General features: G+C 72.6%; 13 protein-coding genes. 6 read left to right on the forward strand and 7 right to left on the reverse strand.

Annotated elements, in window-relative coordinates; all coding sequences use genetic code 11:
• Positions 1–13: 13 nt before the first annotated feature.
• From AH6_RS25945 to AH6_RS25960, 4 genes are all read right to left on the reverse strand, one after another.
• A complete protein-coding gene (locus AH6_RS25945) occupies positions 14–877 on the reverse strand; it encodes an alpha/beta hydrolase (RefSeq protein ID WP_174555119.1) in 864 nt (287 codons plus the stop codon).
• 117 nt (positions 878–994) lie between these two features.
• Positions 995–1,540 carry an HU family DNA-binding protein gene (locus tag AH6_RS25950; protein ID WP_067484672.1) on the reverse strand — a complete coding sequence of 182 codons (546 nt, stop codon included), beginning with the start codon at positions 1,538–1,540 and terminating at the stop codon, positions 995–997.
• Between the two features lie 99 nt (positions 1,541–1,639).
• Positions 1,640–2,278 (reverse strand): LuxR C-terminal-related transcriptional regulator, encoded by a 639-nt coding sequence (locus AH6_RS25955; RefSeq protein WP_067484675.1) that lies wholly within the window; start codon positions 2,276–2,278, stop codon positions 1,640–1,642.
• The gene (locus tag AH6_RS25960; RefSeq protein ID WP_067484677.1) at positions 2,266–3,498 is read right to left on the reverse strand and encodes a sensor histidine kinase; all 1,233 of its coding nucleotides are present in this window, start codon (positions 3,496–3,498) and stop codon (positions 2,266–2,268) included. The genes AH6_RS25955 and AH6_RS25960 overlap by 13 nt, the downstream gene beginning before the upstream one ends.
• Positions 3,499–3,663: 165 nt before the next feature.
• On the opposite strand from AH6_RS25960, the gene AH6_RS25965 reads away from it, so the two are divergent.
• From AH6_RS25965 to AH6_RS25975, 3 genes are all read left to right on the forward strand, one after another.
• Complete coding sequence (locus AH6_RS25965) at positions 3,664–4,395, forward strand: ABC transporter ATP-binding protein (RefSeq protein WP_067484680.1); 732 nt, start codon at positions 3,664–3,666, stop codon at positions 4,393–4,395.
• The gene (locus AH6_RS25970; RefSeq protein ID WP_083983457.1) at positions 4,392–6,833 is read left to right on the forward strand and encodes an FtsX-like permease family protein; all 2,442 of its coding nucleotides are present in this window, start codon (positions 4,392–4,394) and stop codon (positions 6,831–6,833) included. Before AH6_RS25965 ends, AH6_RS25970 begins: the two co-directional genes overlap by 4 nt.
• Positions 6,834–6,984: 151 nt before the next feature.
• On the forward strand, positions 6,985–7,815 hold the full coding sequence (locus AH6_RS25975; RefSeq protein ID WP_067484682.1) for a DUF4253 domain-containing protein: 831 nt from the start codon (positions 6,985–6,987) through the stop codon (positions 7,813–7,815).
• Between the two features lie 7 nt (positions 7,816–7,822).
• Here AH6_RS25975 and AH6_RS25980 read toward each other — a convergent pair whose 3' ends face one another.
• Positions 7,823–8,428 carry a TetR/AcrR family transcriptional regulator gene (locus tag AH6_RS25980; RefSeq protein WP_067484701.1) on the reverse strand — a complete coding sequence of 202 codons (606 nt, stop codon included), beginning with the start codon at positions 8,426–8,428 and terminating at the stop codon, positions 7,823–7,825.
• Positions 8,429–8,495: 67 nt separating this feature from the next.
• On the opposite strand from AH6_RS25980, the gene AH6_RS25985 reads away from it, so the two are divergent.
• Positions 8,496–9,641: an acyl-CoA dehydrogenase family protein gene (locus AH6_RS25985; RefSeq protein ID WP_067484703.1), complete on the forward strand. Its 1,146-nt coding sequence runs from the start codon at positions 8,496–8,498 to the stop codon at positions 9,639–9,641.
• 87 nt (positions 9,642–9,728) lie between these two features.
• Here the strand turns inward: AH6_RS25985 and AH6_RS25990 are convergent, their stop codons facing one another.
• Together AH6_RS25990 and AH6_RS25995 are read right to left on the reverse strand one after the other, a co-directional pair.
• The gene (locus AH6_RS25990; protein ID WP_157431719.1) at positions 9,729–9,998 is read right to left on the reverse strand and encodes a hypothetical protein; all 270 of its coding nucleotides are present in this window, start codon (positions 9,996–9,998) and stop codon (positions 9,729–9,731) included.
• Positions 9,995–10,405 carry an ATP-binding protein gene (locus tag AH6_RS25995; protein WP_169807908.1) on the reverse strand — a complete coding sequence of 137 codons (411 nt, stop codon included), beginning with the start codon at positions 10,403–10,405 and terminating at the stop codon, positions 9,995–9,997. Before AH6_RS25995 ends, AH6_RS25990 begins: the two co-directional genes overlap by 4 nt.
• A gap of 157 nt (positions 10,406–10,562) precedes the next feature.
• On the opposite strand from AH6_RS25995, the gene AH6_RS26000 reads away from it, so the two are divergent.
• Together AH6_RS26000 and AH6_RS47140 are read left to right on the forward strand one after the other, a co-directional pair.
• On the forward strand, positions 10,563–11,348 hold the full coding sequence (locus tag AH6_RS26000) for a helix-turn-helix domain-containing protein (protein ID WP_067484709.1): 786 nt from the start codon (positions 10,563–10,565) through the stop codon (positions 11,346–11,348).
• On the forward strand, positions 11,339–11,421 hold an 83-nt coding region (locus AH6_RS47140; protein ID WP_157431722.1), incomplete at its 3' end, for a DUF397 domain-containing protein. The genes AH6_RS26000 and AH6_RS47140, both read left to right, overlap by 10 nt.

An 11,421-nucleotide genomic window follows, 5' to 3' on the forward strand; every position in this document is an offset into this window, starting at 1 on the left:
GGACCTGCCCGGATCAGATCTGCTCGAACAGGCCGAGCAGCGCGCGTCCGACGGCGCTGCCGGCGTCGCCCAGGTCGAGGACGACGTCGAAGTGGTCGCGGTCGGGGACGACCATCGGCTCGCCCGGCTCCCAGTGCGCCTGGAAGCGGCGGGTCTGGTCCAGGAACCCGGCGCCGTCGTGCTCGGCGACCGCGATGACGGTCGGGAAGCGGCGCTCGCCGGGGAGCAGCAGCGGGCTGAGCGCGGTGGCGCGCGGCAGGTCCAGCCCGACCGTGTCGTTGACGTAGACGCGCGTGATCGGGCGCAGGTCGAACAGGCCGCTGAACGGCATCGCGGCCTTCACCACGTCGGCGGGCAGGCCCAGCTCCTCCTGCCAGCCGCCGACCATGGTCATCCCGGTCAGGTGGCCGCCCGCCGAGCTGCCGCCGACCACGATGCGCTCGGGGTCGAGCCCGTGCTCGCGGCCGTGCCGCCACACCCACGCGATCGCGGCGCGGACCTGGCGGACGATCTCCTCCAGCGAGGCGGCCGGGGCGAGGGTGTAGTCGGGGACGACCGTCGCGACGCCCTGCCCGTGCAACATCCGCGCCATGAACGCCGAGTCGTGCCGTGACAGCGCCATCCAGTAGCCGCCGTGCACGAACACGAAGACCGGCCGCAGGCCCTCGCCGGTCCCCCACACGTCCAGCTTCTCGCCGCCGGCCTCGTCGTAGACGACGCCGGGCGTGCCGGGCAGCCCTTCGACGGCCCGGTCGGACTCGGCGCGGTAGCGCTCCATGTGCCGGGCGAAGAGCTCCGGGCCCGCCTTGCGCCGCACGTTGTAGGCGACGTCCAGTTCCTCGTCCGACAGTTCCGCGCCGGGAAAACCGCTGCTCATGGCCATCATTCTCCCAGGCTGTCGGCACTGCGGCGGGCCGGGCAAATACCGGCCGTGCGGGGAGATATCACCGGACGGTCATAGCGGGGCGAACCACCCGACCGTCCGGCCGGGCGCCTATCCCTTTTTCTTCTTGGCCTTCGCCTTGCCCTTGGCGGGCTTGTCGGCGGGCTTGTCGGCAGCCTTGTCCGCGGCCTTTGCGGCGGCCTTCGCGGAAGGCTTGTCGGCGGCCTTCGCAGCGGGTTTCGCAGAGGGCTTGTCGGCGGGCTTCTTCGCCGTTTTCCCGTCGTCCTTCTTCGCCTTCTTGGCCTTCTTCGCCTTCTTGGCGGCCTTCTCCGGCAGGGTTTCGGTGACCGTTTCCGCCGCCGTTCCGGCGGCCGGGACCGCGCCCTGCGCCACGCGGTTCTTGAAGGTCTGCCCGATGCGGAAGCGCGCGGCGTCGCCGGCGGGCACGTCGATGGGCAGCCCGGTGCGCGGGTTGCGCGCCTTGCGGGCCGGGCGGGCGACCCGGTCGAAGGTGCCGAAGCCCGTCACCAGCACCCGGTCCCCGGCCGCGACGCTCTCCATGATGGCGTCGAAGACGGCGTCCACGTGCCGGCGCGCGGCGGCCGGGTCGCTCCCGGCGCGGGCCGCGACGGACTCGATGAGTTCGGTTCTGTTCATACGGAATTCCTCCGACCGGTCCCGCTTTGTGTTCCGGCAAGGCTAGACCAGCGGACGTTTCCCGGGGAGGGGAAAGGCCATCCGAGAACGGCGGCCCGGTCAGGAGTTCAGGTAGGCGAGCACCGCCAGCACGCGGCGGTGGCCGCTGTCGCTGGGCGGCAGGTCCAGCTTCGCGAAGACCGCGCCGATGTGCTTGCTGACCGAACGCTCGGTGATGACGAGGGTGGCGGCGATCGTGGCGTTGTCCAGGCCCTGCGCCATCAGCCCCAGCACCTCGCGCTCGCGCGGGGTGAGGGTCTGGAGCGGGTCGCGGCGGGTCGTCATCAGCTGCGACACCACCTCCGGGTCCAGCGCGGTGCCGCCGGACGCCACGCGCTGGAGGGCGTCCAGGAACTCCCCGACGCGGCTGACCCGGTCCTTCAGCAGGTAGCCGACGCCGCTCGCGCCGCCCGCCAGCAGCTCGGCGGCGTAGGTCTCCTCCACGTACTGCGACAACACCAGGATGGGCAGGCCGGGGATCTCCCGGCGGGCCTGGATGGCGGCGCGCAGGCCCTCGTCGCGGAAGCCGGGCGGCAGCCGGACGTCTAGGATCGCGGCGTCGGGGCGGTGCTCCAGCAGCGCGGGCAGCACCTCCGGACCGGTGCCCGCGACGGCGGCGACCTCGTGGCCGTCGCCGGTCAGCAGCAGCACCAGGCCCTCGCGCAGCAGCACGTTGTCCTCGGCGATCACGATCCGCACGGCAGCTCCACCCTCAGCGTCGTTCCGGTCCCGGCGGGGCTGTCGACGCCGGTGGCGCCGTCCAGGGCCGCGACCCGGCGGCGGATCCCGGCCAGGCCGGTGCCCCGGGCGGGGTCGGCCCCGCCGCGCCCATCGTCCCGCACCGTGATCACCAGGCGGGCCCCGTCCCGCCGGACCGCCACCTCGGCGCGGGAGGCGCCGCTGTGCTTGGCGACGTTGGTGAGGGCCTCGGCGACCACGAAGTAGGCGGCGGCCTCCACGGCGGCGGGCGCGCGCGTCCGGTCGTCGGGCAGGTCCAGGGTGACGGGGACGGGCTGCGCGGCGGCCAGCGCGCGGACCGCGCCGCCGAGGCCCCGGTCCGACAGGATCGGCGGGTAGATGCCGCGGATCACCCCGCGGAGCTGGGCGAGGGCGTCCTCGATGCCCTCGCGCGCCTCCAGGAACAGCGTGCGGGACGCCTCGGGGTCGGCGTCGAAGCGGCGGTCGGCCAGGCCCAGCCGCAGCGCCGCCGCGACGAGCTGGGCCTGGGTGCCGTCGTGCAGGTCGCGTTCGATGCGGCGCAGCTCGGCCCCGTGCGCCTCCAGCGCCTCGGCGCGGGTCTCGGTGAGCTGCTCGACGCGCTCGCTGAGGCTCACGCGCCGGGTCGGCCGCAGCAGCGTGTTGGCGAGCCGGGCCTGCCAGTAGGGGAAGCGGGGCACCAGCACCAGGAGGACGATCAGGTTCACCCCCGCCTGGAGGAACGGCAGGGTGAGCGCCTGCTTCCAGGTGTAGAGGTCCACGAACGCCGCCTGCGAGCCGGGCGGGGCCGCCCACCACCACAGCGGCAACGACAGCGCGAACACGATGCCCGGCACCAGCGCGATCGGCAGGATGCCCATGAACAGGCCGGTGAGGCCGTGCAGACACATCCAGGCGGCGTCGCGCCAGGTCGTCGGGGACCGCAGCAGCGTCAGCGCCTGCTCGACCGCGCCGCCGCGCGGCACGGGATAGGGCTCGGGGATCTCGTGGCCCAGCAGGCGGCCGGCGCGGCGGCGCTCGGCGTTGGCCAGCGCCCGCATCGGCCGCACCAGCTGCGGCAACCACGGCAGCGCGACCACCGTCAGCGAGAGCACGATCGCCAGCGGCAGCAGGCACAGGCCCAGGAGCGCGGGGAGCGCGGTGCGCAGTCCGGTCGCCGTGTAGACGGCGGCGTCGGCGACGCGCTTCAGGAACGGTCTCATCTCGTCCCTCACGCTAGGGCACCGGAAAGGCGGGCGGACCGGGGCGAACCCCCCGGTCGTGGTGGAGCGGGCTACACCCCCGTTTCGGGAGAGTGCGCCCATGTGCCGGGGCCCGTGCCGAACCTAGGTTCGACCAGGTGAGCAGGGCTTTCCTGGGAGGGACCCATGACGGTGTCGACGGCTGAGCGGACGGCGAGCGCGGTCCGGCTGGAACAGGTGCGCAAGACCTACGGGAAGGTGCGGGCGCTGGACGGGGTGTCCTGGGCGTTCCCGCGCGGCGGGTTCACCGCCGTGATGGGGCCTTCGGGGTCGGGCAAGAGCACGTTCCTGCAATGCGCGTCGGGGCTGGACCGGCCCACCGAGGGCACGGTGCGGATCGGCGACGTCGATCTCGGCAGCCTCAGCGAGGCCAGGCGGACGCGGTTGCGCCGCGACCGGATCGGCTTCGTGTTCCAGGCGTTCAACCTGATCCCGTCGATGGACGTCGAGCAGAACGTCACGCTGCCGCTCCGGCTCGCCGGGCGGGAGGCGGACCGGGAGTGGCTGGCCGAGGTGGTCGGCCGGGTCGGGCTCGGCGACCGGCTGCGGCACCGTCCCGCCGAGCTGTCGGGCGGCCAGCAGCAGCGGGCGGCGCTCGCCCGCGCCCTGATCACCCGGCCCGAGGTGGTGTTCGCCGACGAGCCGACCGGCGCGCTCGACCCGCGCACCGCGCGCGAGGTGTTGCGGCTGCTGCGCGAGACCGTGGACCGCACGGGACAGACCCTGCTGCTGGTGACGCACGATCCGGTGGCGGCGGCGTGGGCCGACTCGGTGGTGTTCCTCAGCGAGGGCCGGATCGTGGACGAGATGGTCGCCCCCTCCCCCGCCGCCATCTCCGCCCGCTGGGAGTCGTTGTGAAGATACCCAGGGGGATCTTCGCCGGGCTCTTCGCGGCGCTGCTGTTCGCGGCAGTGTTGGTCGGCTCGTGCGGGGTGTTGCTGGAGTCGGCGCTGCGCGCGCACGCGCCCGTCGAGCGGTACGGCGCGGCGGCAGCGGTGGTCACCGGGCCGCAGCGCGTCGAGACGCGGGTCAAGCAGCTTGGGTCGCCACCAGCGAAGCAGAGCCGTCCGGTGGCCGAGCCCGCACGGGTTCCGGTCGCCATGGTTGAGCGGCTGCGCGCGGTGCCGGGAGTGCGGGCGGTGGTCGCGGACGTGTCGTTTCCCGTCCTGACCGGCGCGGGCGCGACGGTCTCCGGCCACGGCTGGGACTCGGCCGCGCTGCGCCCCTACAAGCTGAGCGCCGGACGCGCCCCGCAGGCTCCGGACGAGGTCGTGCTGAGCGCGGCGACCGGCGCGAAGGTCGGCGGCACCGTGCCGCTCCAGATCACCGGGAAGCCGCAGCCCTACCGCGTCACGGGCCTGGTCGGGGCCGGACCGGCGGCGGCGTTCTTCGCGCCGGGGACGGCCGCGACGCTGAGCGGCCACCCCGCCCACGCCGACGCCCTCGCCGTGCTCACCGACCGGGGCGTGAGCCCCCGCGTCCTCCAGGAGGCCGTCCGGGGGACGCCGGGCCTGCACGTCGCCACCGGGGCCGCGCGCGGCGACGCCGAGGACCCGGCGGTGGCCGCCGCCCGGCCCGACATGATCGAGCTGTCGGCCGTGCTCGGCGGCGTCGCGATCATGACGGCGCTGATCGTGATCGGCGGGCTCGGCGCGCTGTCGGTCCGCGAGCGCGCCCGCGAGCTGGCGCTGCTGCGCGCCGTCGGGGCCACCCCCGGGCAGGTGCGCGGCCAGATGGTCCGGCAGGCGCTCGGCGCGGCCGTCCCCGCCGGGGTGCTGGGCGGGGTGTCGTCGCTGGCGGCCGGGGCCGGGCTGCACGCCGCGATGATCTCCAAGGGCGTGCTGCCGGAGGGCTTCGGATTGTCGCTCAGCCCGCTGCCCGCCCTGGCGGCGCTGGGGATCACCGTGCTCGCAGCGGCCCTCACCACCTTGCTGGCCTCGTTGCGCACCGCCCGCATCCGGCCCGCTCAGGCGCTCGGTGAAGCGGCCCTGGAGCCGTCCGATCTGCCGCGCTGGCGGCGGGTGACGGGGCTGGTGTTCCTGGTGCTCGGCCTGAACTCCCTCGGCGTCTCGATGGCCACCGCCGGGCAGGCAGCGGCCGCGTCGGTCTCGGGGCTGGTGCTGACGCTCGTCATCGCGACGGCGCTGCTCGGGCCGTCGCTGGCCCGGATCGGCGACCGCGTGCTCGGCCCGCCGGTGGCCCGCCTGGCACCGGTGGCCGGGAAACTCGCCCGGCACGCCAGCACGACCGCCGCGCTGCGCGCCGGATCGGTGATCACGCCGGTGGCGCTGGCGGTGGCGTTCGCCGGGGTGCAGTTGTTCGCCCAGACCACGATGGTCCGCGCGGCCGAGGTGCAGGCCGCCGACGGCACTCGCGCCGACCAGGCGCTGGTGTCGGACGGGCCCGGCCTGCCGCCCGGCGCGGCCGAGGCCGTGCGGAGGACGCCCGGCGTGCGGGCCGCGACGCCCGTCAAGCACACCAGCGCGATCATGGCGGTCCGCGAGATGGGCGAGCAGGCGTTGCGTTCGTTGAGCGCCCGGGGCGTCACCCCCGACGCGGCCCGCACCATGGACCCCGGCGCCGTCTCCGGGCGGCTGGACGCCCTGACCGGCACGGCGGTCGCGCTCAGCCGGGACGTGGCGGGCGGCGTCCGCGTCGGCTCCGCCGTCACGCTCTGGCTCGGCGACGGCACGCAGATCAAAGCCCGCGTCGTCGCGATCTACGAACGCGGCATGGGGTTCGGCGACCTGCTGCTGCCCCACGACCTGGCCGTAGCGCACTCCGCCTCCACACTCGACGATCAAATCCTGGTGGCGGGCACCGCCGACCTGCGCCAGATAACCGCCGCCTACGCGGGGGCGCGGGTGCTGCCCGCCGAGGCGCTGGCCGCGCGGCAGTCCGAGGCACTGCGGCTCCAGGGCTTCCTGTCGCTGGTGGTCGTGGCCGCCATCGCCGGGTTCATCGTGATCGGCCTGGTCACCACGCTGGCGCTGGCGACCGGGGCGCGGCGGCGCGAGTTCGCGCTGCTGCGGCAGGTCGGCGCGACCCGGCGGCAGGTGGTGCGGATGGTGCGGCTGGAGGCGGTGATCGTACTGGGCACCGGCCTGGTGGCGGGCGCGCTCATCGCCGGGGTGACGCTGCTGGCGTTCGCGACGGCGGTGACGGGGCTGCCGCTGCCCGCCGTCCCGCTACGGCCCGCCGCCGCGTTGCTGCTGGTGGTGGGCGGGTCCGGCGCGGCCGCGATGTCGCTGCCGGCCCGCGCGCTGCTGCGGCGGCGCGCGCCGGGCACGCTCTGACGTCGGCTATGCACCCCTCCGCCCGGTATCAGATCGTGATCAGGGCAGGGGGACCGAACCCTCCGGCCGGTCCCCCCGGTACCCCGGACGCCGTTAACATCTCCGGAGTGCCAAGATCCTGTTGGCATGATCTGTACCGGAACGGCGTGAAATGGATGACCTCGATCTTCGCCCGCACCTGCCGGGCAACCTGCCGCAGCTGTTCGCCGACGGCGACCCGCACCGGGTGCTCTCGGTGCCGCTGCCGGCGGGGGACGTGGTCTGGCCGGACCCGGGCTTCCCGCAGCGCCAGCTCACGCTGCGCCCCGCGTTCTGGGTGAGCGAGGAGCCGGTCACCGGCGAGTTGTGGGCGCGGCTGCGCGCCGAGCACGGGCGCTCGGGCCTGTGGCCGCTGCTGCTGGACGACTCCGACCAGCCGTGGGGGGCCGGGCAGGTCGCGCCCGAGCCGGTGGACGAGATCGACAACTACGCGCCGATCGCGTTCATGTCCGAGGTGTGGCACGACTGGGCCGAGCAGGCCGCCGACGCCGACGTCGAGGAGCTGGCGCCGTTCGGGCGGCAGTGCCCCGGCCCGGCCCCGCGCGGCGCGCTGATGGACGACCCGGGCGCGGTCGCCGACCGGTACGCCCGCTCCATCTCCCCGCGCGGCCTGTCGCTGGGCCTGGTCGCGGTGGAGCGCGGGGCCGACGCCCTCACCGCCGTGGGCTGGCAGGGCGCGCTCAACCACAACGAGTGGACGGCGCCGCTCTCGGCGGTGGTGCGCGGCTGGGAGGACCGGTTCGGCGCGCGCGTGGTCGGGCTCGGCTTCAACACCCTGGAGCTGAGCGTGGCCGCGCCGCCGGTCACCGCCAAGCACGCGCTCCAGGTCGCCGCCGAGCACTGGGCGTTCTGCCCCGACATCCTGTTCCAGGGCCCCGGCACCCTCGCCGGGTACGCCGAGGAGATCCGCGGCAAGACCTGGTGGTCGTTCTGGTGGGACTGAGCGCCCGCTAACCGACCGCCCGGACCATCCGCAGCGCCAGGTGCGCGTACAGCGCGCCGATCTCCTCGGGCGTGCTGGGGCCCTCGGGCCGGTACCAGCGGCACACGTCGATGGCCAGCGACGCCAGGGCGCGGGCGGTCCCGGCCACGTCGGCGACGTCGAACTCCCCCGCCGCGACGCCCGCCTGCACCTCGTCGTGGATCAGGGCGCGCACGCGGCGGCGGTGGACGGCGATGCGCGCGGCGTGCCCGCCGTCGAGCGCGCCCAGCTCGTTCTGGATGACGCGGGCGGCCCTGTGGTGGCGGGCGTGCCAGGACGCGAACGCGTAGACCAGCGCCCGCAGGCGCGGCGCGTGCCCCGCCACCCCGGCCAGCGCGCCGACGAGCGTCCGCTCGACCGACTCGTGCACCAGCACCGCGATCCGGAACAGCAGGTCGGCCTTGGTCGGGTAGTGGACGTACAGCGCCCCGGCGCTCATCCCCGCGCCCGCCGTGATCCGCCGGGTCGAGGTGCCGTGGTAGCCCAGCTCGGCGAAGGCGTCCACGGCGGCCAGCAACAACCGCCGCGCCGCCTCGGGGTCGGCCGCCAGGTCCTCCCACAGGTCCTCGGTCACCCGCCGATCCTAAGCGATCGCTCAGTACACTGATCCGGCACTTCACCACACAGCGGGAGGAACGACCATGCGCCGCACCGTCTTCGAGCCGGACCACGAGCTGTTCCGGGCGTCCGTCCGGGAGTTCGTCGAGCGCACGCTGCTGCCGCTGGACGAGGACATCCGCAATGAGCGGATGCTCAGGCGCGAGGTGTGGCTGGAGGCGGGCCGCCAGGGCTTCCTCGGCATGCAGATGCCCGAGCAGTACGGCGGCCAGGACGCCGGGGACTTCCGCTTCAACGCCGTGATCGGCGAGGAGCTGGCCCGCGTCGCGGCCGCCTACAACTCCATCGTCAGCATCCACGTGGACATCTGCGCCCCCTACCTGCTGGAGCTGGCCACCGAGGAGGCCAAGGCGAAGTGGCTGCCGGGCTTCTGCACCGGCGAGACGATCACCGCCATCGGCATGACCGAGCCGTCGGGCGGCTCCGACCTCGCGGCGCTGAAGACCACCGCGGTCCGCGACGGCGACGCCTGGGTGATCAACGGCTCCAAGACCTTCATCACCAACGGCGGCCACGCCGACCTGGTCATCGTGGCGGCCAAGACCGACCCGTCCCGGGGCGCCAAGGGCATCACGCTGTTCGGCGTGGAGGCCGGGACGCCCGGCTTCACCCGGGGCACCAAGCTGGACAAGGTCGGCCAGCCCGAGGCCGACACCTCCGAGTTGTTCTTCGAGAACGTGCGGGTGCCCGACTCGCACGTCATCGGCGAGCTGGACCGGGGCTTCATCCACATGATGGAGCGGCTGCCGCAGGAACGCCTGTCGTGCGCGATCGCCAACGTGGCGCACGCGCGCGGCGTGCTGGAGGAGACCGTCGCCTACGTCAAGGAGCGGCAGGCGTTCGGCCAGCCCATCGGGGCCTTCCAGCACAACAAGTTCCTGGTGGCCGAGCTGATCACCAAGCTGGACGTGGCGCAGGCGTTCGTGGACCAGTGCCTGGCCGCGCACGTGGCCGGGGAGCTGGACACCGCCGACGCCTCCAAGGCCAAGTGGTGGACCTCCGAGACGCAGAACCAGATCATCGACGGCTGCGTGCAGCTGTTCGGCGGCTACGGCTACATGCGCGAGTACCGGGTGGCCCGCGCCTGGATGGACGCCCGCGTCACCAAGATCTGGGCGGGCTCGAACGAGATCATGAAAGAGATCATCGGCCGCTCCGCCGGACTGTAGCCCCGACCTGTGGGAAGAGCAGAAGCCCTCTACCAGCCGCGACAGGCGGTAGGGGGCTTCTCTGCGTGCGGGGCGGCCGTGTTCCTGTCAGCCGTGCGGTCCGACGCTGCGGACCAGCGACGCGAACGCGTCCACCAGCAGGCACGGGCAGACGCCGTGACGCCACAGGAAGACGTTCCCGCTCACCCACACACGAACGGTCGCGGTGTCCCATTCGGCGCGGTTCCCGACGACCACCGTAGGCACCTCGGTACGGGTGTCCACGACGGCGACACAGCCATCGAGGGTGTTGAGGACGCGCGCCAGGACGATCATCGCCGTCGCCTCCTGCATGGCCTGCGTGTGATCTTCACTCACGCGATCACCGCCCAGACCGCCTTGCCGCCCGCGAGCCGGGTGTAGGTCCCCCACCGCGCCGCCAGGATGGACAACATCGCCAGTCCCCGCCCGTCCTCGCTGGTGAGATCGAACGGCTTGATCACCGGCAGGTCCTGCGACGGGTCGAGGACTTCGATCACCGCGCCCTGCGCGCTGCGGTACACGCGAACCGCGATCGTGCCTCCCGGCTGGCAGGCGTGCCGGAAGGCGTTGGTCACCAACTCGGAGGTGACGGCCCGCGCGTCCTCCTCGTTCAAGGCGAAGTGCCCGAACCATCGCCCGACGAAATCGCGCGCCCTCTTGACCGCTTCCGGCTCGGCCTCGATCACGAGCATCGACGCTTCGGTGATCGGTTCCGGCGGGCGGAGCTGTTCCCTGGTGATCATGGCTGCTGCCTTGGCTCGGTGACGCTCGGTCGTTGCGCTGTGACTAGTGACACACTTCGCCATGCGGCGTAGGGTGACCAGCGACCTGAGAGATACGCGTCAGAGATGGACGGCCCGCAATAGATCATTAGACGCATCAGGTCAGAGCGGAGAGCGCATGTCAGTCCACCCGACCCCCGGCTCGCGCCGTTTCGGTGAGATCGTCAACAAGCACCGCGAGGAAGCCAAGATCACGCGCGCCACCCTGGCGCAAAGGATCTTCATCACGCCCAGTTTCGCCGGCCGGATCATCAAGGGCACCTCCAGGTGCAAACTTGAGAACGCCGAAAAAATGGATGAAGTTCTCCATGCCAACGGCAAGATCATCGCCGCGTGGCGAAAACACATCGAGAACAGCGATCTGCCCCGGGCGCTGACCGAATACTCCGAGGTGGAGACCACCGCGACACTATTGCGCTCTGTTCAGACGATGTACATCGATGGGCTGCTGCAAACCCCAGAATATGCGAAGGTTCTGGCCGCTACCGAGAAAGGCGTCGCCGAACGACTGGAGAGGCAGAAGATCCTAGAGCGCCTCGAACCTCCACTGCTGTGCGCGATCCTGGATGAATCGGTGCTCTATCGCCGCGTTGGGAGTACTGCGGTGATGCGCGAGCAATTGGAAAGCGTTCTAGAACTCGGGCAGCGCAAGCACATCCGCATCCAGATCGCTCTGTTCTCCAGTTACGACGGACTGAGTGTGAACGCTCCGTACGCGCTGGCGACACAAGCCGACCTGTCGGTTCTGGGGTTTCAGGAGACCACGAGCGGAGGCGAGACAGCACGCGACGACAACACGCTGTCCCTGCTTACCAACCTCTTCGCTAAACTCCAGACACAAGCCCTGAACGTTGAGGATTCAAGGGCATTCATTAGAAGGGCAATCGAAGAACGATGGACTTGAAGAGCGCCGTATGGCGGAAGGCTTCCTACTCCGGCGGCGGAGACGATTCACACTGCGTGGAACTCGCCAGCGC

Source organism: Actinomadura hibisca NBRC 15177 (assembly GCF_001552635.1).
GTDB lineage: Bacteria > Actinomycetota > Actinomycetes > Streptosporangiales > Streptosporangiaceae > Spirillospora > Spirillospora hibisca.